A 21,686-nucleotide genomic window follows, 5' to 3' on the forward strand; every position below is an offset into this window, starting at 1 on the left:
GCTAGTGCGCCACGTTGAAAACGTGATAAAGTAGATGTACCCAAAGTAATCACTCCCTATATTGGTTGGAATTAGCTACTACCATTGTAAGTGATTGCTTTGGGCTTTTTAATTTCTGTTCGGATTAATTATAGAATTTGCCTTATCCAATAAGTATTTTACACTACATACTAAACATTACCAAACATTTATCTTTAATTAATTGTTAAGGTGCTGTTCGATAGTACGACAAAAAAACGGCTTCCTGCAGCGGAAGCCGTTTTTTATAACGTTGCTAATATTGCCGGAACTTCTTTTAATGATTCAATTTGATAATCCGCTACCGATTGATCAATCGCGAAAAGTGGATCAAATGGTTTTAATGCGATGACGGTTAAACCAGCCGCCTTCCCCGCTTGAATCCCCAGTGCAGAGTCTTCAATCGCAACCGCCTCGGTTGGTTCTAAATGCATTCTTTTAAGCGCTTCTAGATACACATCTGGTGCTGGTTTATTGTGCGCAATCTCTGCACCACTAACAACCGTTTCAAAATAAGGTTCTAACGCGGTTTCCAACAACATTTGTTGAATAATTCCGCGCTCACCAGCGGACGCCAAACCGATTTGATATGTCGGTGCAACGGTTGCTAATAACGGTTGTGCGTCTGGGTTCATGATATTTTTAAAAACGATTGGATGAGCCGCTTTATACGACGTATAGCCGTTTTTAATTGCCGCTCGTTCCAAAACAGTATGGTTTGGAAACAACTGTTTTAAAACGGCATTCATATTGGAACCAATTTGTTTACGACTTTCCTCTGCCGTTAGTCGTGCGCCAATTGCATTCAAAAATGCTAAGCGTTGTTCAAAATAATACGGTTCACTATCCACTAAAACGCCATCGACGTCAAAAATAATCCCTTTTACTGTCATCTTCTCTCAATCCTATCTGGTTAATTAAAATAAATCTGAAATCTTCCGTAAGTAATCCGCAATTTTATCAGGTAATTCAGGTTGTAGCAACAATGACTGTAAAAAGCGATTGCGGTTATACCACCGATTCCAAAAACCAACGGTATCCTGTGGTGCCATAGTCAACAATGAACGCTGCCACTCCTGTAAGACGATTAAACAATAATCGACATAGAGTTGATGCTTGTTCATTAAACTGATTAGAACGTTCGTCAGATGACTATCTTCACCATATGCGAGTGCGTTATCAGAGAAGCGATACGCCTGTAGCACAATTGCCATCATCAAAATCTTATCCGCACGTTGGATTTCAGGTGTTTCGTTAAGTTCTGACCAGACATTGATGATATGCGTCATCGCATGCGCCCAGCCTTTACCATCAACGTATCCTCGTGAATCTAATTCGATGACTGTATAAGCCATTACTCGCCGTTCAATTGCCAATAATTCGGCCGTACTTAATACATGATAAAAAGTGCGGTTAGCATATAAAATCCCGGCCAAAAACATCGCGCTAAACGAACGTAAAAAAACAGCGTCATTTTCAGGTTCTAAAATATGCGCGAATAAATAATCATCTTGCAATAAGCGGTCCTTGACCCAAATCAATTGGGCTGGGGTTAAAACCGTCTGCCGTAATAATCGATTGAATAAGTAAAAAACACCTTTATCGCGCACTTGCGAATCTGGGCTTGCAAGATGCCTTAATAAATCATCGAGCTCTTCATCGCTGATGGTCGCTTCTTTGCCTTTGGTTTTAATTCGCTCATCAATTGCTGTGATTCGTTGCAAGACTGACTCGTTGTCCTCAGGTACTACGACATGTGTCCGCCGCGTCTTATATTGGACGCCATCCATGACGACCAATACTTTTTCCGGAATTGATTGATAGATGTCCCCTTTAATCAATGCACTACGAATCGCGTCTAACTGTTGCATCACATTTTGAACTTCCTTCATCAATCATCACCCACTCTCTACTGAAAACATCTCATAACTAACTATTATAATGCATTCGGCCACAGACATAAACTATCAATCCTTAAACAGGCCCACGATATGACAAAATCGTCACCTCGCTTAGAATAAATTCCACCTTTAGACTGAATCAATGTAACTTCTAGCTTGATACGATTAAGACATCAATTCACAAGGAGTGTCAATCATGAAAAAAATCATTCTATTACTGTTCTCACTTGGACTAATTGTTATCGGCGGTCCAATTATCGGATCAGCCACAACTCAGAATATGACGGACGGCAATGACCTTGCCCAACAGTGGGACCGGTTCAACCTCTTAATTCCCAGAGAAGCCGTCTATGTTAAAACAGCACACCAATACGGGACACAACGATTACCTTTACCGGCAACCTGCTTACCGTGCTGATGGCAGTCATTACGAAGTCGTTTTCCAAGCGCCGCGCGCACTAAAACCTAATCACTACTTAAAATTAGATGCCAAGGGGCGCTTCGTCAATTCTTGGACTGTCGTTTCAAAATCTGAATTGCCCGTTAAACTGCAGGCTAGTCTATAATTGTAAAATACAATCGAACTAAATGCTGTTAATTGCGAAATACAAACGAGGGATTTCGCTTTTTTCATTGCTTACATTTAATAAGTATGCTATATTATTCGCATGCACTGATAAAAACGATTTCACAAGGGAGTAATGAACATGACAGAATTATTCGATTTACAACAAACACGCCGGACAATTTATGCACTTGGCAAAAACGTTTCAATGAGCGAAGCTGAATTATCAGAATTAATCTTCAACACCATTAAAGAAACACCAACTGCTTTTAACGCCCAAGGTTCACGCGCCATTATTCTCTTTGGAAAAGCAAATGAAACACTTTGGAACGATATTACAGCAACTGCCTTAAAACCATTAACACCTGCGGAAAACTTCCCAAGTACACAAGCTAAATTGGCTTCATTCGCCGCTGGTGTCGGGACAATCTTGTTCTTTGAAGATCAAGACGTTGTTAAGAATCTTCAAGAAAACGTGCCATTATATGCCGAAAACTTCCCAACATGGTCAGAACAAGCTTCAGGCATGGCACAATATGCCACTTGGTTAGCCCTCGCAGAAAAAAATGTGGGCGCTAGCTTGCAACATTATAACCCAGTAATTGATGAAGCCGTTACTGCAAAATGGAACATTCCATCAAACTGGAAACTTCGTGCGCAAATGCCATTTGGTTCAATCGAAAATCCAGCCGATGCTAAAGACTACAATACCGATGCAAGTCGTTTCCAAACCTACACAAACTAATTTTAAACCGAATCGACCAGAGTGCGCATGCACTCTGGTTTTTTATTTTACCCAACAAAAAAAGCGACTCGCATCCGCGAACCGCTTTTTACTTTAAGGAGAATGAGAGATTCGAACTCTCGCGTGGGCAGAACCCACCTGACGGTTTTCAAGACCGTTCCCTTCAGCCAGACTTGGGTAATTCTCCATATCAAATCTTACAACGTTTATTATAATATCAAGTTCGCTAATCACTGTCAAGCCTGTTTTTTAAAAATAACTGCTATTTACACCCGCCCACCAACTCGGTATTATAAAGGGGTGCATTTAAAATCAAGTAAAACTACTTGGACTGGTTCGGAAACTTCCCAGAATAAAAAACTAAGGATCTCAAGGAGGTTAGAAATAAATGCAAACTCGCAAAATCATTATCGATTGCGATCCAGGCATCGATGACACGCTCGCTTTGAATTTGGCCATTCAATCGCCAGTGGTGGAAGTCGTTGCAATCACCATTGTTTGCGGCAACGTTCCCGTCCAAATCGGCGTGGACAATGCCTTTAAGTGTCTTGAACGCCTCGGGCGGCTCGACATTCCCGTTTATGTTGGTGCGGATAAACCGCTCCATAAACCATTTGTCAGTGCGCAGGATACGCATGGCATGGATGGTTTAGGTGACAGCCATATCCCGCGCCTATCCACTATTCAACCGGCACAACAATCCGCCGCTGATTTTTTAGCAGCCACTTTTAGTCAACCGAGCGATATCAGTATTATCGCACTCGGACCATTGACCAATATTGCGACTGCGCTCCAGCGGAATCCAGATTTAGGTCGGCACTGTGCCCGCTTTGTTTCAATGGGTGGGACCTATAAGAGTCACGGTAACTGCTCACCCGTTGCTGAATTCAACTACTGGAGCGATCCGGATGCCGCACTGTTGGTATTCGACCAACTCGATCAAAAGATTGAAATGGTTGGCTTAGACGTGACCCGTGAAATTGTCTTCACGCCAACATTGCTGGCTTATTGTCAGCGTGTCAATCCTGAAGTCGGCGACTATCTAAAAGCCATCACCCAGTTTTATTTTGATTTTCATTGGCAATATGAACACATTATCGGCTGTGTGATCAATGATCCATTAGCAGTCGCCTATTTTATCGATCCAACCCTTTGTCACGGCTTTGAAAGTTATACCACCGTCGAAACAACCGGCATCAGCATTGGCCAAACACTGGTTGACCGGTTCGATTTCTGGCACCATCCTGCCAATAGCCTCATCTTAACTAAGGTGGACACCAATCGTTTCTTTGAACAGTTTTTGACCGTCGTTTTAAATGCACAAGCAACCCTCATTAAAACGGACTTACCAAAACTTAGATAAGGAACCTATTATGCGAAAATTTAAAACACAACACTTAACCATTCTGGCACTTGCCATTGCACTCAATTACGTAGGCGCTAACATTGCCCTATTTTTACGGTTACCAATCTATCTCGATAGCGTCGGCACCATTTTAGCCAGCACCCTATTAGGTCCTCTGGCAGGCGCATTAACTGCCACTTGCAGTAGCATCATCAGCGGTGTCACGACCGACTTATTTGCGCTTTATTACTTGCCAGACGGTCTATTAACCGGCTTACTCGCTGGATGGTTCTTATACCACCACCAACGGACGAAACGCGAGTTACCCCTTGTTGCTTTAGGTGTCGCCATTCCCGGCACAATTGTCAGTTCATTAATCACTTACTTCTTGTTCCACGGTATCACCTCTTCAGGGTCAAGTTTAATTGTACAACTACTAAGCGGCTTGGGACTAAATCAGTTTGTCAGCATTACACTGGTTCAAGCCGGTACGGATTATCTGGACCGGCTCTTGGCAATCATTGTGGTGACACAGGTTTGCGTCCACCTCAAACAAAAAATCAAGACACTCTAATCAATTAAAAAAAGCAAGTGTGCTTCTAACATCAATTAGAAACGCATTTGCTTTTTTTAGTTTTGCATCAGTAACGTGACATACTGTTCTAGATAATCTCGGTCGACCTCATCGTAAGCGCCAACGACGCGGTTATCAAGATCCAAAACACCGATTAGTTGATTAGCCTTGATCATTGGCACAACAATCTCAGAACGTGCAGCCGAATCACAAGCGATATAATTCTGATGTTGCGCCGTGTCTTCTACAATTAACGTTGTTTGCTTTGCGGCGGCTTCACCACACACCCCTTTACCTAGTGCAATGTGCATACACGAGACGTTTCCTTGAAATGGGCCTAAAATCAGCTCAGCATCTTGATACAGATAATAACCCGCAAAAACAGTCTCCGGTAATATTTGATTTAATAACGCCGAAGAATTTGCTAGATTAGCAATTAAATTCGTTTCACCTGCCAGCAAAGCAGCTTGTTGTTTTAAGAGCATTTCGTAAGCCTCGACTTTAGCTTCTTTTGATTTAAACATCACAATCACTTCCTCTTTTCAAGCTATTATAGTGGAAGCTTGCTGCGTTAGCAATTCAAAACATCCCTTAATTTCGACATTAAAAAAAACGCACATCGGCGGTTTTTTTAATGAAAAATTGTTTTATTTCTTCGATAAACTGTCTCTAGTTCGCCCTCTTCATGATTGACGTACCGCGCAATCGCGTATAAATAATCAGAGAGCCGATTCAAGAAAGTTAATACAGCTTCGTTAATCGGTTCTACTTCCTGCAAGGCGACGACTTGGCGTTCAACACGCCGCGCAATTGTCCGACAATATTGTAGTTTCGCTGCTGATGGTACTCCCCCAGGTAAAATAAATTCTTTTAAAGCAGGTGGAACATCTGCATACTGATCAATCTTAGCTTCTAACCATTTCGTGTATGCGTTGTCTGTCCGATACCCCCGCGAATCATCCGGCGTCGCTAAATCTGTCCCACAGTCAAACAGAATTTGTTGAATCTCAACCAATTCCATTCTCAATGCCGGATAATCAGGTAAATCACTGATGACGACACCTAAGTATGAATTTAACTCATCAACACCCCCGTATGCTTCCACACGAATTGCGTTTTTGCGCACTTTTTGACCGCCGATAATTCTGGTTAATCCCTTGTCACCGGTCTTTGTATACAGTTTCAATCTGTAGCCTCCTAAAACTGTCATCCATTATCAATTTTAGTGTACCACGTTTGAAAGCGAATTTTTGGCGTTGCTTAATTTTTAACACTTGTCTGCTTGTATCAATTTAAGTAATGCCTCAATTCGACGGTACGAAACATCACATGTATCGCCATTTGCAAATATCACTTGATGCGTCTCCTTATCAATCCGTACGACTTTGTCCGGATTCACTAGGATACTCTTATGGGCTCTGAAAAATTGTGGCAATTGCGCTTGAATCGTCACGATTTTCCCTACAAATTCACTTAACCGATGATCACTGTGTAAGAAGACGTGCCGTGCTTTATACGCTGTTTCGAAATAATTAATCTCTTGAATTGCCACTTTTTCAAACGATAATCCATCATCATATTCAAAATGAGCTGGTTCTTCAGCTAATGGCACCTGTTGTTGTCGTAACTTAATGGCATCGTTAATGGTTGCTTGAATATCTGCACGAACCTGTGCTAACCCGCGATCCTTCAAAATAAAATTCAAAACATTAATTCGGCGTTGAATGGTTTCCATTAAAAGTTCGTCATGTGTTGAAACGAACACAATCTGTGCATATGGATCCAATTCACGAATTTTAAGCGCCAATTCCATCCCATCCAGCACGTCATTCTCTAAATCAATATCAAGAAAGTAAACGCCCCCTTGCGTTTGACTTTCTTGTAAAAAAATTAATAGGTCATAGCCATTCTTAGTCTTCAAACGCACCTGAGCATCCAATATATTTTGTTGAATATATGCCGTTATAATCTCTTCATAACTATCTAGTAAAACCTGTTTATCATCACATAAAAAAATATCAACCATGGGTCTCCTCCTGTTCAACAACAAGCATTGCAACGAAATAGTCTCCATCTTGTTTTAACATTAAGCTAAAATCTGAGCGCATATCCGTGATTTCTTTAGCAGTTGTGAGCCCAAGCCCGCGATTAATCCCCTTCGTTGAATAACCAGCCTGATAAAGCTGACCAAATTCTACTGGTGTATTAATCGTATTTTTGACACAATAGACCATCTTACCCTTTTGCTCGAATAAACTGACACTGATTGAACCATCTTTAATATCATTTACCGCGTCAATTGCATTATCCAAAAAGATTCCCAGAATCCGTAATTCATCAAAATACTGTTGTTGTTGCTTAAATAAATCCGGTTGAACCTCTAAATTAAAGGGAATCCGATTATTATGTGCTTCAATATACTTGCTAAAAATAATGCCTTTAATATAAGCATTATTAATCTCTTGAAACCGTCCAATTACCTGATCTTGAATCGTGTCAAAGTTATAATGCGTTAGTAAATCATGAAAATCCTGCATTAAAACTGGGCTCCCTTGTTCATTGATAATTGTCTCTAAAGCCAATAAAGCATTGGCGATATCGTGGCGAAACTTGCGTATTTCACGGTAGTTACGCTCTAACTGTTCAACATACAGCGTTAGATTTTGCTGACTTTCTTGTTCTACGTTGATTCTATTTTGGCGAATCACAGCTTTCGTATACAAAAGCATTCCCACAATCACCAAAACTAATAGTAATAGCACAAGTCCTAACACAAGGTACAAATATTCAACCGGCAGATTCGCATGCTTAAAGCTATCAAAAAGCACCATCACTGCCACCACAAATAACGCGAGACCGGCTAAAATCGTGCCGGCCACGCACATACCGTATGAAGCAATGGATGCTTTAATAAGCTGATCTAACCGTTGGACAATTAATCCTAATCCGGCTGCAATCAATAATTGACTCAACATAATTAAACACACCATTTGCCAATTAAACTGGCTACTCATCAGATTATCAAGGCCCTTTAAGTGAGTATACCCAATTAACCCCACCGTTGTCAGAACCGATGATAGCATCACGATGATGTAACTAAAGATGGTTGCGATAATTAACGCATAACTTGTCTTTAATTTACGCAGATTTTTAAAGCCATTTAACCAACCATATAATCCAACAGTTGCCAAAACCAGCCATAGCTCTTCAAAAAAATTTCCAATTAATAAATCCATTCCCTGAACAAAAGCAATGCCGACTCCAACTGATAATAGTAGTTGAAATCTGTTCGTTCGTTTCAACTTCCCCGTCAAGAATAATACTAATAGTAGAAACGAACTAAACGTACTTAGATTAATGACAATCTGCATTGCCAGCGGCATTTTCATTGCCATGCATAAAACTCCCTACTCGAACCTTAATTTCAAAACCAGAAAATTAAATTTTGAATGTTACTCATCATTATCATACCCCTCCTTTCATATTATGAATACCCATGATTGATGACTCATTTCGATTTTATCACGTAATTTTTTTAAAAGGATTAAATGTCATAAACGTATACTTATCTGCATTAAACGTATATAATTAATCATAAATATAGATAAATAATTACTATTTGGAGGCTAAAAATGTTTTTAGGCCAATTGATCCATCAACAGCGACTCAACAAGCAACTGACACAGTCTGAATTAGCAGCGGGGATTTGCACGCAAAATACAATCAGCAAAATTGAAAAGAAAAATCTGCCCCCCACAATTCCAATTCTAATTAAGATTTGTACACGGCTTGGATTGACATTAAATGAACTTTTCACCGAATTTAACGCGCTCGACACTGCCAGTGACGAAGGCGTGATTTCTGCGGAAGTTGCTTTATTAGCAGGCGATTCTGGCCCTGCTGCCGCATTAATTACCGATATCGACTTCAAGGCAACCGAACATCCTTATCCCGCCATCTTCTTCTTTTTCAATGGCTATTTAAGTTACCTTGACCATCAATCTGAATTACAGATTTTTTCCGCTTATAACTCGTTCACAGCGGCTATCGGTGACGACACTTCAACGTTGAAGTTACTTCTAAATACCGGCATGGGTTTAATTTACCAAGAAGCTGGCGAGGAATTAGCTGATTTTTATTTCAATAACAATATCAATTTCATCAACCAACTTGATCACATCAATGTCATTGATGTTCAACGCGTCCTATTTGCTTCGCGTCACACAGCAGCCTATATGATTAACCAACACCGCATTGATGCAGCTATCGAGTTTTTGACGAAAGCCCTCAAACTGAGTCAAAAAAATCAAATCATCAAACAAGTCGATCATTTGTATTACCTCCGTGCTCGGGCACGCCAACAAAGCGGTCGAGACTATGCAGAAGATCGCGAAACCGCGTTAGTTTTTGCCAAATACCTTAAAAATAACGCGTTAATCGCTAAAATTAAAGCGTTAAACTAAAAAACACTATCCGATTGGATAGTGTTTTTTTAACTAATTGATTGAACGCGACTGGCAATCATCACCACTAAACAACTCTTGATCATTTCAATCGGAAAATACGGCACAAAACCGGTCATTAAGCCGGTCACTACGGATAATTTTAATGACCAGATTAGCCAGAGTGTGCCAAATCCGAGTTGAATAATGCTTGCTAGCACATTGCCGCCGAGAAGTACGCGGTTCGATTGTCCAAATAGTTGCTGACTATAGTGAACAATTGCCACATAAGCGATAAAACCAATCAGATAGCCGCCTGTTGGTCCGACCAGCACTGCAGCCCCACTGGCATAATTTGCAAAGACCGGTAAGCCAAGCATGCCTAACATGAGATAGCTCCCGATGACCAGTCGACTTAAGCGCCATGCTAACGTGGTGCCAATTACACCAACTGCGAGCGTTTGGAGTGTTACTGGAACCAGCGAAATCGGTAGACTGACTTGAGCGCTAACCATTAATAACGCCAAGCACATCCCGACTAAGCTAACTTTTCTGGCAACCGATAGTGTCATTTAAATCAGCTCCTCCTTAAAATCAATCTTTTGGCCGACTGCCACTTGCGAGCCATTGCTCAGAATTAACGTGCCATCCGCTAAAAGCTGTGTAATGACAAGCCCATTTTGCAAACGTCGGCCAATAATCGCCGACCAGTTGCAATAATGAGCACCAATCGCCTCGTCCGCTTGGGCCAATCCGGCTGCTAGCCGGTTGAGGTACGTAGCACAAAATTGATTGATGTTCACTTGGTGGGCGTTTACGGCTTGGCTTAAATTACCAATTCGCTGGGTTGCAATGGTTGAGGCAAAATTTAGCCCGACGCCAACCACAATGCCCGCCAAAGTTCCTTCAGTGTCAAGGACCCCTTCCGTCAAAATACCAGCAATCTTTCGCTGATAATCATAAACATCATTGACCCATTTTAAACGAACCTTTTGCTGGAGCGTTGCTTGGATTGTTTCAGCGACTGCAACTCCAGCGGCGGCTGTGTAGCGAAAAGCGTTGACTGGCTTACTTTTTTCAAACGGAACCGCGACACTCAAGTACAAGCCCCCAAATGGTGAGTCAAAAACATGGCCGTGTTGGCCGCGCCCGCCGGTTTGTTGTGTTGCAATTACTGCTTGCCACGGTACCAATGAGGTCTGTTGTTTTAAATAAAGATTAGTGGATGCCAATGTTGCATGGACTTCCAGCGATAGGTGTTGTTTCAGATACGGGATTAGTGCTTCTTCAATTTGCTGGTGATTAATCTGAATTAAATCGGTCATTATTGTAAATGAACACCTTTATCGACGTAGATCACATCCCCAGTCATGCCGCTTGCCAGCGGACTTAACAAGAAACTAGCGACGTTGCCGACTTCTTCGATTGTCACTGATTGACCGTCGACTGTGCGGTTTTCAGATTCCATCAATAAGTCACGATAGCCTTTTACACCGGTCACCGCAAGGGTTTTAATTGCGCCAGCTGAAATCGCATTGACCCGAATTTGGTCTGGGCCTAAATCGCGTGCTAAATAGCGGACACTCGCTTCAAGTGACGCCTTAGCAATCCCCATGACATTGTAATTCGGAACAGCGCGTTCTGAACCAAAGTATGTCATCGTCACGATACTGCCATTTGGATTGAGGAGCGCGCGACCGAACTTCGCGACTGCAATCAATGAGTAGGCGCTGATTTCTTGCGCCAACAAATAACCTGCCCGTGAAGCAGTATAAACCGTGCCATCTAATTCTTCCCGATTGGCATAGGCAATCGCATGTACGATCCCGTCAAGCTTGCCAACTTGTGCTTGAATCGTCGCAAAAGTTTGTTCGATTGCCGCGTCATCACTCACGTCACATTCGACCAATAACGCTGATGCGGGTAGAAATTTTTGTAAACTGGTTTTGATGCGGTCATTCTGATACGTGTAAATCACTTCACCGCCGGCAGCTGTAATGGCTTGCGCACAGCCCCACGCGATACTTTTTTGATTAGCGACACCCATCACTAGGATTTTCTTTCCATTTAACACGGTGAACACACTTCCTTCTATTTAAAATTGTCTGAATCTGGCTTGGCGCTGCGCCAGTAAATGCGTTACTGGCAGTTGTTGTAGTTGGGTTAATTGTTCAGTTAGCATACTCGCGATATTTTGGCAAAAGATACTTTCATCTTCGGGCTCATCAACAATCCCATCAATCACTCCGGCTGCTTGCAGCGCATCCGGTGTCAATTGCATGATGGCCGCAGCTTCATCCGCACGTTGACTGTCTTTCCACAAAATCGCCGCGAATCCTTCTGGCGACAGAATCGAATACATACTATCCGTCGTCATCCAGACTTGATCGCCACAAGCTAGCGCCAATGCGCCACCGGAACCGCCTTCACCAAAAATCACACTGATAATTGGCGTTTTGAGCGTACTCATTTCATAGAGATTATTCGCAATTGCCATCCCTTGTCCCGTGATTTCAGCATGGGCCGCTGGATACGCGCCCGCAGTATTAACGAGCGTGATAACCGGCCGATTAAACTTCTCGGCCGCCTTCATCAAGCGTAATGCTTTGCGGTAGCCCGCGGGTTCCGGGCAGCCAAAATGACACGCCATCCGTTCTTCAAGCGTCGTGCCTTTATTGGTCGCAATCACTGTCACCGGTTGACCGTTAAATAGCGCGATTCCGCCAACAATCGCCGGATCTTCGCCACCAACCCGATCACCATTTAACGGGACAAAATCCTCGAATAATTGTGCTAAAAGTGTCTGGGTCGTTATCTTTTGACTACTCCGAGCACTGGCCACAATTTTAGCGGCTGTTTGTTGTTGTCGTTTGATGGGAATCACCTCTTTCATGTAGCGCTAATAGCTGCGTAATGAACGGTTTTTGGTCAGCACGCGATACGATTTGATCGATAAACCCGTTTTTCAACACCGTTTCGGCATCTTGCAAGTCCGGTGCAATCTGTTCGTGCATCGTCTGTTCAATCACTCGCCGACCAGCAAAACCGATAATCGCCTTAGGTTCGGCTAAAATAATGTCGGCTTCAGTGGCAAAACTCGCGGTCACCCCACCAGTCGTCGGATCAGTTAACAAACTGATGTACAGTAAGCCCTGTTCGGCATGGCGTTTAATCGCCGCCGATGTTTTAGCCATCTGCATCAGCGAAAAAATGCCCTCTTGCATGCGTGCACCACCGGAAGCTGTGATGAGAATCACCGGTAACTTTTTAACAGTTGCGACTTCAAATAACCGTGTAATCTTCTCACCAGTCATCGTGCCCATACTGCCCATGATGAAATTGGGGTCCATGATGCCGAGCCCAACGTGATGGGGCCCAATCGTTGCGAACCCGGTCAAAATACTATCTTCTAATCCGGTAACTTGTTGCGCCTTGCGTAATTTATGCCCATATTTGGGAAAGTGCAGTGGATTGGCATCTTGTTCGAGTGGTGCTGCCGGTTCAAACGTATCGACTAACCAACTCAGCCGCTCCTTAGCCCCTGTTCGAAAACCATACTCACAAAATGGACAAGTTCGATAACGACCGAGGTCCTTATGGTAGATTGATTGCTGACATTTAGGGCAGACTTGCCACAAGCCATCAGGCACTTTTTGACGTGCTTCTTGGTTATATTTGAGATGGGCCTTGCCAATGTTACGGACAGCATTAAATAACTGCATACGAGCCCTCCTCTATTCTGTTTCCTTATTCGTTAAGTAATCCGTTGTGACCGTCCCGTCTAAAAAGACAGGATCGATCAATAACATTTGTTGGAATTGGGCGTTAGTTTGAATGCCAGAGACAATTAACTCACTGAGTAATCGCCGCATTTTGGCAATCGCGATTTCCCGCGTTGCCCCCCACGTAATGAGCTTTGCAATCATCGCGTCATAAAAAGGCGAAATTGCATAGCCACTATATAAGTGCGTATCAATCCGTACACCTAAATTGCCGGCTGGTAAGTATAAATAATTAATCGTCCCAGCAGACGGCGCAAAATGATTGGCGGGATCTTCAGCATTTAAGCGACACTCGAGTGCATAGCCGCGACTTTGCACATCCGCCTGTGTGAATGATAATGGTAAACCGGCCGCCACATTAATCTGTTCTTGCACTAAATCAATGCCAGTCACCATTTCAGTCACTGGATGTTCAACTTGAATGCGCGTATTCATTTCTAGAAAATAGAATTGATGCGCCTCATCCATTAAAAATTCGACCGTCCCTGTATTCACGTAGTTGATTTGTTCAGCTGCTTTAAGCGCAATTGCACCTAACTGTTGGCGCTGCGCTTCAGTAATCAACTGGCACGGCGTTTCTTCAATCACCTTTTGCTTAAAGCGTTGCATCGAACAATCGCGTTCTGGAAAATAGACGGCATTGCCGAACTGATCACGGAAAATCTGGACTTCGATGTGTTTAACATTCAACATAATTTTTTCTAAGTAGAGTTGATCGTTGCCAAAGGCGCCAGCGGCTTCTAATTGTGCTTGCGCGTAGCTATCCGCTAATTGTTCGGCTGATTCAACGAACCGAATCCCTTTGCCACCACCCCCGGCGACTGCTTTGAGCATCACGGGGTAACCAACTTGTGCGGCAATTTCTTCGGCCTGTTCAAAATCTGCAAGTGGCCCAGCACTCCCTGGAATCAATGGGACTGCAGCGGCTTGCATACTGATTTTAGCCTGACTCTTATCCCCCATTTGCGCAATCACGTTGCTCGAAGGCCCGATAAAGGTAATCCCGCACGCTTCACACATCTCAGCGAACTGGCTATTTTCAGATAAAAAGCCGTAACCGGGATGAATGGCATCGCAGCCTGTCCCGATTGCGGCTGACAAAATATTTTGCATGTTCAAATAGGATTCTTGGGGACGATTACCACCGATACAAACGGCTTCATCCGCTAATTGGACGTGTAAGCTGCTGGCATCGGCTTTGGAATAAACCGAAACGGAAGGAATCGCCATTTCCTTGAGCGTGCGTACGATGTGTAATGCGATTTCGCCGCGATTGGCGACCAATACTTTCTTAAACATCGCTTAAAGCCTCCTATTCAATGATAAACGTCAATTCTGCGGTACAAGCTTTTTTGCCATCAACTGTTGCGATGGCCTTGCCAACGCCGATGCGATCCTTTAATTTCTCAAGGGTCACCTTAATTTCTAGGGTGTCCCCAGGGCGCACAACTTGTCTGAATTTAGCGGATTTAATCCCGCCAAAATAAGCCGTTTGTCCTTTAAAATCATCAAGCGTCAACAAGGCAATTGCCCCAGTTTGTGCCATTGCTTCTAAAATAAAGACACCCGGTAAAACCGGATTCCCCGGAAAATGACCTTGGAAGACAGCTTCATTAATCGAAACATTCTTGCGGGCAATCGCATATTGACCTGGTTCATGTTCGAGAACGCGATCAATTAATAACATCGGGTAGCGATGTGGTAAGATCGCTTGGATTTGCGTACTATCTAACATTAATTAACCTTCTTTCACTTTGAATAGCGGTTGGTGGTATTCGACTAATTCTTCATTTTGAACGAGAATTGCGGTAATTGTGCCTGCAACGGGACTCTTAACTTCCGTCATCATCTTCATTGCTTCAATCACACACACAACATCCCCGACAGCGACAGTTTGACCAACCGTCACGAATTGTGGATCGTTAGGTGCTGGTTGGAGATAAATACTACCGACAAGCGGCGCTTCAATTGCGGCCCCCTCAGATTCTTCAACCGGTGTGTTTTCAATCGATTCAATTGGATCAGTTTCCGCTATCTTTGGTGCATGGGTTGCACCTGGGTGGCTACTCCCCTGTTTGTTGAGATATAACTTGATATCATCTGTTTCAAGTTGCATTTCTTGGTTACTTGATTGGTTGAATAATGCCACCATTTCTTTCACTTGATCATATTTCATGCCTTAATCGCTCCATTTCTTGAACACCAAAACTGCATTGTGCCCCCCAAAGCCAAATGAATTACTCATCCCATATTGGGCGTCTGGCGCTGATTGTGGTTCGCGAATCAAATTGACTTGGCAGTCAGAGTCTGGTGTTTGCAATCCAACATTGGGCGGTAAAATCCCCGCCGTTAATGCCCCCACCGTAATGACTGCTTCCAAAGCACCGGCCGCCCCTAATAAATGGCCGGTCATACTTTTAGTGCTGCTAACTTGGACTTTATTATTCGTCCCAAACACGCGCTGCAGTGCAGCTGATTCGGCTAATTCATTCGCAACTGTCCCAGTGCCATGGGCGTTGACGTAATCAACATCAGCCGGTGTAATCTGACTTTCAGCAATTGCCATTTGCATTGCACGCGCAGCCACTTCGCCGTTGGGATTCGGTGACGTCATATGGTAAGCATCACAATTGGTCCCATACCCCGTGATTTCGCCCAGAATAATCGCATTGTGCGCTTGTGCATGTTCGAGACTTTCTAATATCAGTGTCGCCCCACCTTCACCCATTACAAATCCTTGGCGCCGCGCATCAAATGGTAAGGATGCTTGCGCTGGATCAGTCGCAGTTGAGAGCGTCGATAAAGCAGCAAAGCCGCCAATCCCAATTTCATTAATGGACGCTTCAGAACCACCGGTCACCATCACTTGGGCGCGGCCTTCTTTAATTTGGCGATAGGCTTCACCAATTGCGTTAGCCCCACTCGAGCAAGCCGTCACAATCGTCGTACAAATATTTTGTGCACCAATTTCAATCGCAATGTTAGCCGCAGCCATATTGCCAATTGATTTGGGCACGAACATTGGTGAGATATGATCCGCCCCTTTTTCAACCATGTGGGTTACTTGTTCTTGAATCGTGGTTAACCCACCAATCCCTGAACCATAAATGACGCCCATATCGGCTGGATCAGTATTTTCTGGCGTGATATTCGCCTGGTCCATCGCTGCCAGTGCACTATCGAGTGCGTACTGTGAGAATAAATCCATCCGCTTCGCTTTTTTCTTACCAACCCGCTTAGTCACGTCAAAATCAACGACTTCGGCTGCGACCGAAACACCGGTTGCTTGTGAATCAAACTTGGTAATCGGGCCAATGCCCAACTCGCCGGCTAATACCCGGCGCATGAATGTCTCGACATCGTTGCCTAATGGTGCGACAACGCCCATTCCTGTAATTACAACTCTTGTCATTTCAAACCTCACTTATATCGTCATTCCACCATCGACGGTCAAAACTTGCCCCGTCACATAGGTGTTTTCTGCTAAAAATAAAGCGGCATCGGCAATTTCTTCCGGCGTACCAAAGCGCTGCAATGGAATCTGCGCTTGAATCGCTTCTTGCATGCTGGGTTTCAAAGCGGCCGTCATTTCAGTCGTAATCATCCCGGGTGCAATCGCGTTACACCGCACGCCGCGCAACGCGCCTTCTTTGGCCAGCGACTGGGTTAAGCCGATCACGCCAGCTTTACTAGCGGCATAATTAGCTTGCCCAACGTTGCCGTGTTGCCCAATCACGCTCGACAGGTTGATGATACAACCGCTGCGTTGGCGCAACATTTTCTTAAAGGCGACTTGGGTCACGCGGAAAGTCCCAACCAAGTTAACATCGATTACGGCTTCAAAATCCGCGACCGACATCGCCATCACTAATTTGTCGTTGGTGATTCCCGCATTGTTCACGAGCACGTCTAATTGACCGAAACGTTCAAACGTGGTGGTCACAATTTGTGTAGCCGTTTCTGGATCAGTAATATCGCCTTGAACAAATGCATACTGCACACCGTAGTCTTCAATCGCTGCCATTAAGTCAGGACTCAATGCAGAGCGCGCATTGAGCACAAGTTGGTAACCGGCTTGTGCAAAGCGTAATGCAATTGCCCGGCCAATCCCGCGACTGCCACCGGTAATCACGGCGACTTTTTGATCATTAGTCATTGATTGATTCTCCCTTCAAACTGGTAACAACTGTTTCAAATTGGTCAGCATTACTAACATTAAAGCGCGCCAAATCAGGTACGGTTTGGCGGGCAAATTTGCTAAGTGCGTTGCCTGGGCCAACTTCGATGAGGGTTGTTACACCACTATCCGCAAGTTGTCGCAAGCCCGTTGCAAAATGAGTCGGTTGCGCTATCTGGGCCACTAGCGTTGTCCGAATTGAATCCGGTGCAAATGGCTTTTCAGTCGTATTACTAATCACCGGATAATCGCCGACTTGAAAGTCCACTGCGGCTAGCGCTGTTTGGAAATTGAGCGCTGCTTGTTCAAAAAGCGGGGTGTGAAACGCCCCCTTGACAGGTAAGCGCAGCGCCCGCATTTCAGGTAACGCTGTTAGTAATGCAGCCACACCAGCTTCCGTGCCCCCGACCACAATTTGTTGTGGTGAATTATAATTAGCAATCGACACCTGTTGCCCTTGCGCCTGTAACGTTGCACAGGCGGCTTCCACTTGGGCGATATCCGGTTTTAAAATTGCGGCCATCGCATGTGCTTGATCACCGATTGCTGCTTGCATCAATGCTCCCCGTTGAACAACTAGCGGCATGCCTTCTGCTAATGAAAGCTGACCACTCGTAATCAACGCGGCGTATTCGCCTAAGCTCAAGCCAATCGCTCCAGCTACCGCAATATCGGCATCTGCTAATAGCGCATTAATACCGACACTCATTGCAACCAGAGCAGGTTGTGCGTAGCGCGTTTGCCCCAAAAGTGTTGCATCATTCATGATGGCTGGTAAATTCAACTTTGCATAAGCACTTGCTTGATCAATCACCGCACGGTATTGCGGATATGTTTGATATAAGTCATTGCCCATTCCGACTTTTTCGCTACCTTGGCCGCTCATCAAGAGCCCGATTTTCGTCATTTGCTTACTTCGCCATTGTTTGATCGATGTAATCAACAACATTTTGAACGGTCACAATTGATTCATCTGGATCGAGTTTCACTTCTAAATCATCTTCAAGTTGGTTCATCACTTCAAAAATATCCAAGCTATCAGCGTCTAAATCTTCACGAATATTGGCGGTTGGCACCACTTGGCTTTCTTCTACGTCTAATTGTTCTGCAATTACGGCTTGTACTTTTTTTAAGATTTCTGCTTTTGTCATGGTTTAAAACCCCTTATTATTTTTTAGTATTGGATGATTTGAATCCCGATGGTCAACCCACCGCCGAAGCCACATAAGACGCAGAGGTCACCGCGCTTAATTTGCCCGGTTGCGACTTGTTCCGCCAATAACAACGGAATGCTTGCGGCAGAGGTGTTGCCATAGTGCTGTAAATTCATTGGAAATTTGCTTAGTTGTTGGTTAAGTTTGCTCGCCATCCTCGTAATCAACCGTGCATTTGCTTGATGCACCAAGAAATGATCAACTTGGTCCAACGATAAGCCCGCTGCTAAAACGGCCGTTTCGATTGCCTGAGGTACTTGGCGCGTCGAAAATTGATAAATCGCTTGCCCCGACATTTGGAAAAAACTGCTTTGAATATGCGTTTGACCAACCTGACCAAAGTTGGCTTGCGTGACTGGTGTATAGCCTGACGTTAGTTGTTCACTCTGGCTACCAATCGTCAGTAATTGTTCCCCATACCAACCATCCGCTTCTGCTGATGTCCCTTGAAGCAGCACGCCCGCAGCTCCGTCGCCAAATAAGACAGCAGAACTACGATCAGACCAGTCCAAAACTTTTGAAGTCACTTCGCCACCAATCACTAAAACATAGTCGGTGGAAAATTGAATATAGCCCCGTGCCACTGAAAGTGCATACGTGAAACCAGAACAAGCAGCACTGATATCAAACGCAAAAGCGTGGGTTGCCCCTAACTTTCCTTGGACAATTGCCGCAGTGGCTGGTGTGTAATAATCCGGCGTCATCGTTGCGACAATGATTGCCTTAATTTGTTCTGGGGCAACATTGGCTTGTGCTAATAATTTTTCAGCGACGCGATAACACAAATCAGACGTATTCTCATCAACGGCCATGTGCCGCTCGATAATGCCAGTGCGGCTTTCAATCCAGTCATTTGATGTTTCGAGAATCTCTGCTAAATCGTCGTTGGTCACAATTTTATCCGGCACCGCACTGGCTGTCGCTATTATTCGATAAGCCATTTACGTCGCCTGCTGACTTTTGAGCAGATCGTCGCGTGGTGCCACCACGAAGGTCAACTCAGCTTCACACACCACTTGGTCATTAACGGTTGCGTGGGTTTGTACAACACCCATGTTTTCTTTTTTCTTTGTAAGCGTCACGGTAAATTTAATTTGATCCCCTGGTAAAATAACGCGATTGAACACGACATTTTTAGCCGCCCCCAAGTAAGCTGTTTTACCAAAAAATTCTGGTGACTTTAGGATTAATATCGAAGCCGTCTGTGCGAGTGCCTCAATCATCAAGGTATTCGGCATTTGTGGCGCATCAGGTCGATACCCGCGCATGAACTGCTCATTAATCGTGACGTTTTTTACCGCCACTACTTCTTGACCTGGAACTAACGATTCAACAGTGTCGATGTAAATAATCGGATACCGGTTCGGAATTAATGCCATAATCTCAGTTGTATTTAAGCGTGTCATAATGCCTCCTTATTTATTTTTTAGAAAATACAATACGGTGTATTGTTTTTCTATTCATGAACAATACCACAGCTTTTTTTTGAAGTCAATTTGCATTCACGGAAATTCGACAATTATGACGCGTAAAAAGCGGTATCACGCCTGTTTTTAAACAGTATTTAGAAACATTAAATAAAAAAGCCCCCAACCATTCGTAATAGCCGAAATGGTTGGGGGCTTCAATAATTATTGATGACGCGCTTGCCACTGTGCCTTCGTCATTTTTGTAAAATGCTCTTGCCGCGTATCATCTAATAGCGGATTATACATCTCATCAATTGTGAGCACTGGTTGGAAGCCTAACTTCTCTTGGGCACGTTTAGATTGTTGGTTGCCATCGTAATAACCGCACCAGATATTATCCAGTTTGAGTGTTTCAAACCCGTACGCCAATATCTTTTCCGCGGCTTCTGGAATTAACCCTTGACCCCAATAAGGAACGCCAATCCAATAGCCAATTTCGGCATCATTAGCCCCCATAAAGGGTTGTCCGCCGCCGTTTTCAACCAATTCCAACCCCACACTACCGATAGCATGATTGGGTGCTGTTTTTAAATTAACGGCAAAGATTGCTTTGGCCATCAAATAATTTTGAATGAGTTCACGACTATGCGCGACACTCGTATGAACTGGCCAGCCAGCAATCGGACCGATGTCTGGATCCTTTGCATATTCATAAATAGCTTGGTCATCTGTCAGTTCAAATGGTCTGAGGATTAAGCGTTGTGTTTCAAGTTGCATCTTGTTATTCCTTCCGGTTTCCTAGTATTTTAACCGCTAAGTGTTTGCCAGGACTTAAAAAAGTCCCGCGCATTTCAATCCCAATTAGCGGTAAAGTTTGGTGAGTGGTGATGGCTGCCAAAGCTGAATCAAATTCCGCACCGCTAGCGGCTTCAATCGTTGTCGTCACATAACACCCAGCGTCAATCTGATAATCACTGACTGCTGGTGTTGCCATACAAATCGCGTAATCCGTCTCATTAATCACATAATAAAGCTGACGCAGCATCCAATCAGGCTGCCAATCAATCGTTTCGACAACTGATAAATCAAAGTCCTGCGCAAACGGTAGCCGTTGCAAAACGCGTAAATGAATGGGCTGATCAACTTGCAATGTATCTTGTTGGTTAACCTGTTGCAATTGATCATCAATGGTTTGCTCTAAGGCCTGTAGACGTGCAATTTCTTCTTGCAACGCTTGTTTTTTATTCAGCAATAATGTTTGTTCTGAATAATCGCTTGTTAAGATGGCCTTAATTTCAGCTAGCGATAGTCCTAATTGGCGCAGGAATAAAATAAAGGACAACTGATATGCCTCTGCCATCCCATATTGCCGATAACCGTTGGCTGCAATTGTTGCTGGTTGCAATAAGCCTTGCTGTTCATAATGGCGAATCGTATGTTGGGTCGTGTTAAATAATTGTGCAAATTTCGAAATCGTCAACAATTTTTCAGCCATCTTCTCACCTCACAAAAAA

28 protein-coding genes, 1 tRNA gene and 1 riboswitch are annotated in these 21,686 nt (G+C 43.9%); of the genes, 6 read left to right on the forward strand and 23 right to left on the reverse strand.

Annotated features, from left to right (window positions below; genetic code table 11):
• Positions 1–263: 263 nt before the first annotated feature.
• Together ACF1X7_RS03785 and ACF1X7_RS03790 are read right to left on the reverse strand one after the other, a co-directional pair.
• Positions 264–911 (reverse strand): HAD family hydrolase, encoded by a 648-nt coding sequence (locus tag ACF1X7_RS03785; protein WP_069468150.1) that lies wholly within the window; start codon positions 909–911, stop codon positions 264–266.
• 24 nt (positions 912–935) lie between these two features.
• A complete protein-coding gene (locus ACF1X7_RS03790; protein ID WP_039099170.1) occupies positions 936–1,910 on the reverse strand; it encodes a DUF2785 domain-containing protein in 975 nt (324 codons plus the stop codon).
• Positions 1,911–2,115: 205 nt separating this feature from the next.
• Between ACF1X7_RS03790 and ACF1X7_RS03795 the strand changes: the two genes are divergently transcribed.
• From ACF1X7_RS03795 to ACF1X7_RS03805, 3 genes are all read left to right on the forward strand, one after another.
• The gene (locus ACF1X7_RS03795; protein WP_155275692.1) at positions 2,116–2,337 is read left to right on the forward strand and encodes a hypothetical protein; all 222 of its coding nucleotides are present in this window, start codon (positions 2,116–2,118) and stop codon (positions 2,335–2,337) included.
• On the forward strand, positions 2,270–2,485 hold the full coding sequence (locus ACF1X7_RS03800) for a YxeA family protein (protein ID WP_052202751.1): 216 nt from the start codon (positions 2,270–2,272) through the stop codon (positions 2,483–2,485). The genes ACF1X7_RS03795 and ACF1X7_RS03800 overlap by 68 nt, the downstream gene beginning before the upstream one ends.
• 141 nt (positions 2,486–2,626) lie before the next feature.
• On the forward strand, positions 2,627–3,229 hold the full coding sequence (locus ACF1X7_RS03805) for a nitroreductase family protein (protein ID WP_039099167.1): 603 nt from the start codon (positions 2,627–2,629) through the stop codon (positions 3,227–3,229).
• Positions 3,230–3,325: 96 nt separating this feature from the next.
• On the opposite strand, the gene ACF1X7_RS03810 is transcribed toward ACF1X7_RS03805, so the two are convergent.
• Positions 3,326–3,416 (reverse strand) — tRNA-Ser (locus tag ACF1X7_RS03810).
• Between the two features lie 138 nt (positions 3,417–3,554).
• A riboswitch (PreQ1 riboswitch) is annotated at positions 3,555–3,599 on the forward strand.
• Between the two features lie 18 nt (positions 3,600–3,617).
• On the opposite strand from ACF1X7_RS03810, the gene ACF1X7_RS03815 reads away from it, so the two are divergent.
• Positions 3,618–4,592 carry a nucleoside hydrolase gene (locus tag ACF1X7_RS03815; protein WP_411162436.1) on the forward strand — a complete coding sequence of 325 codons (975 nt, stop codon included), beginning with the start codon at positions 3,618–3,620 and terminating at the stop codon, positions 4,590–4,592.
• A gap of 10 nt (positions 4,593–4,602) precedes the next feature.
• Positions 4,603–5,148 carry an ECF transporter S component gene (locus ACF1X7_RS03820; RefSeq protein ID WP_039099165.1) on the forward strand — a complete coding sequence of 182 codons (546 nt, stop codon included), beginning with the start codon at positions 4,603–4,605 and terminating at the stop codon, positions 5,146–5,148.
• 56 nt (positions 5,149–5,204) lie between these two features.
• Here ACF1X7_RS03820 and ACF1X7_RS03825 read toward each other — a convergent pair whose 3' ends face one another.
• The 4 genes from ACF1X7_RS03825 to ACF1X7_RS03840 form a co-directional block, all read right to left on the reverse strand.
• Positions 5,205–5,672, reverse strand: a complete 468-nt coding sequence (locus ACF1X7_RS03825) for a GAF domain-containing protein (protein WP_004271020.1) — start codon at positions 5,670–5,672, stop codon at positions 5,205–5,207.
• A 107-nt stretch (positions 5,673–5,779) separates the two neighbouring features.
• Positions 5,780–6,334, reverse strand: coding sequence for a cob(I)yrinic acid a,c-diamide adenosyltransferase (locus tag ACF1X7_RS03830; RefSeq protein ID WP_411162437.1), 555 nt, complete (start codon positions 6,332–6,334; stop codon positions 5,780–5,782).
• An 81-nt stretch (positions 6,335–6,415) separates the two neighbouring features.
• Positions 6,416–7,174, reverse strand: a complete 759-nt coding sequence (locus ACF1X7_RS03835; protein WP_056966746.1) for a LytR/AlgR family response regulator transcription factor — start codon at positions 7,172–7,174, stop codon at positions 6,416–6,418.
• Positions 7,167–8,543 carry a GHKL domain-containing protein gene (locus tag ACF1X7_RS03840; RefSeq protein ID WP_411162438.1) on the reverse strand — a complete coding sequence of 459 codons (1,377 nt, stop codon included), beginning with the start codon at positions 8,541–8,543 and terminating at the stop codon, positions 7,167–7,169. Before ACF1X7_RS03840 ends, ACF1X7_RS03835 begins: the two co-directional genes overlap by 8 nt.
• A 237-nt stretch (positions 8,544–8,780) precedes the next feature.
• Here ACF1X7_RS03840 and ACF1X7_RS03845 point away from each other — a divergent pair, with 237 nt between their 5' ends.
• Positions 8,781–9,611 (forward strand): helix-turn-helix domain-containing protein, encoded by an 831-nt coding sequence (locus tag ACF1X7_RS03845; RefSeq protein ID WP_004271273.1) that lies wholly within the window; start codon positions 8,781–8,783, stop codon positions 9,609–9,611.
• A gap of 29 nt (positions 9,612–9,640) precedes the next feature.
• On the opposite strand, the gene ACF1X7_RS03850 is transcribed toward ACF1X7_RS03845, so the two are convergent.
• From ACF1X7_RS03850 to ACF1X7_RS03925, 16 genes are all read right to left on the reverse strand, one after another.
• Entirely contained in the window at positions 9,641–10,162 is a 522-nt protein-coding gene (locus ACF1X7_RS03850) for a biotin transporter BioY (protein ID WP_039099160.1), read from the reverse strand.
• On the reverse strand, positions 10,163–10,915 hold the full coding sequence (locus ACF1X7_RS03855; RefSeq protein WP_221276589.1) for a biotin--[acetyl-CoA-carboxylase] ligase: 753 nt from the start codon (positions 10,913–10,915) through the stop codon (positions 10,163–10,165).
• Entirely contained in the window at positions 10,915–11,664 is a 750-nt protein-coding gene (fabI, locus tag ACF1X7_RS03860) for an enoyl-ACP reductase FabI (protein ID WP_375710863.1), read from the reverse strand. Before fabI ends, ACF1X7_RS03855 begins: the two co-directional genes overlap by 1 nt.
• Before the next feature lie 21 nt (positions 11,665–11,685).
• Complete coding sequence (gene accA / locus ACF1X7_RS03865) at positions 11,686–12,483, reverse strand: acetyl-CoA carboxylase carboxyltransferase subunit alpha (RefSeq protein ID WP_039099156.1); 798 nt, start codon at positions 12,481–12,483, stop codon at positions 11,686–11,688.
• Complete coding sequence (locus ACF1X7_RS03870) at positions 12,437–13,312, reverse strand: acetyl-CoA carboxylase carboxyltransferase subunit beta (RefSeq protein ID WP_039099154.1); 876 nt, start codon at positions 13,310–13,312, stop codon at positions 12,437–12,439. Before ACF1X7_RS03870 ends, accA begins: the two co-directional genes overlap by 47 nt.
• A gap of 12 nt (positions 13,313–13,324) precedes the next feature.
• On the reverse strand, positions 13,325–14,671 hold the full coding sequence (gene accC, locus ACF1X7_RS03875; protein WP_221276588.1) for an acetyl-CoA carboxylase biotin carboxylase subunit: 1,347 nt from the start codon (positions 14,669–14,671) through the stop codon (positions 13,325–13,327).
• Between the two features lie 13 nt (positions 14,672–14,684).
• On the reverse strand, positions 14,685–15,107 hold the full coding sequence (fabZ, locus tag ACF1X7_RS03880) for a 3-hydroxyacyl-ACP dehydratase FabZ (RefSeq protein WP_039099152.1): 423 nt from the start codon (positions 15,105–15,107) through the stop codon (positions 14,685–14,687).
• Between the two features lie 3 nt (positions 15,108–15,110).
• Positions 15,111–15,548, reverse strand: coding sequence for an acetyl-CoA carboxylase biotin carboxyl carrier protein (locus ACF1X7_RS03885; protein WP_064777220.1), 438 nt, complete (start codon positions 15,546–15,548; stop codon positions 15,111–15,113).
• Between the two features lie 3 nt (positions 15,549–15,551).
• Positions 15,552–16,784 carry a beta-ketoacyl-ACP synthase II gene (gene fabF / locus ACF1X7_RS03890; protein ID WP_064777221.1) on the reverse strand — a complete coding sequence of 411 codons (1,233 nt, stop codon included), beginning with the start codon at positions 16,782–16,784 and terminating at the stop codon, positions 15,552–15,554.
• Positions 16,785–16,796: 12 nt separating this feature from the next.
• Entirely contained in the window at positions 16,797–17,528 is a 732-nt protein-coding gene (gene fabG / locus ACF1X7_RS03895; RefSeq protein WP_039099148.1) for a 3-oxoacyl-[acyl-carrier-protein] reductase, read from the reverse strand.
• Entirely contained in the window at positions 17,521–18,456 is a 936-nt protein-coding gene (locus ACF1X7_RS03900; RefSeq protein WP_411162439.1) for an ACP S-malonyltransferase, read from the reverse strand. Before ACF1X7_RS03900 ends, fabG begins: the two co-directional genes overlap by 8 nt.
• A gap of 4 nt (positions 18,457–18,460) precedes the next feature.
• Positions 18,461–18,700 (reverse strand): acyl carrier protein, encoded by a 240-nt coding sequence (locus tag ACF1X7_RS03905; RefSeq protein ID WP_039099145.1) that lies wholly within the window; start codon positions 18,698–18,700, stop codon positions 18,461–18,463.
• A 23-nt stretch (positions 18,701–18,723) separates the two neighbouring features.
• A complete protein-coding gene (locus ACF1X7_RS03910) occupies positions 18,724–19,704 on the reverse strand; it encodes a beta-ketoacyl-ACP synthase III (protein WP_039099144.1) in 981 nt (326 codons plus the stop codon).
• Complete coding sequence (gene fabZ, locus ACF1X7_RS03915) at positions 19,705–20,169, reverse strand: 3-hydroxyacyl-ACP dehydratase FabZ (protein ID WP_039099143.1); 465 nt, start codon at positions 20,167–20,169, stop codon at positions 19,705–19,707.
• A gap of 225 nt (positions 20,170–20,394) precedes the next feature.
• The gene (locus ACF1X7_RS03920) at positions 20,395–20,949 is read right to left on the reverse strand and encodes a GNAT family N-acetyltransferase (RefSeq protein WP_064777225.1); all 555 of its coding nucleotides are present in this window, start codon (positions 20,947–20,949) and stop codon (positions 20,395–20,397) included.
• A gap of 4 nt (positions 20,950–20,953) precedes the next feature.
• Positions 20,954–21,667, reverse strand: coding sequence for a MerR family transcriptional regulator (locus tag ACF1X7_RS03925; RefSeq protein ID WP_065825609.1), 714 nt, complete (start codon positions 21,665–21,667; stop codon positions 20,954–20,956).
• Positions 21,668–21,686: the final 19 nt, after the last annotated feature.

Source organism: Latilactobacillus sp. VITA-14, assembly GCF_046580785.1.
In the GTDB taxonomy this organism is placed as follows: domain Bacteria; phylum Bacillota; class Bacilli; order Lactobacillales; family Lactobacillaceae; genus Latilactobacillus; species Latilactobacillus curvatus.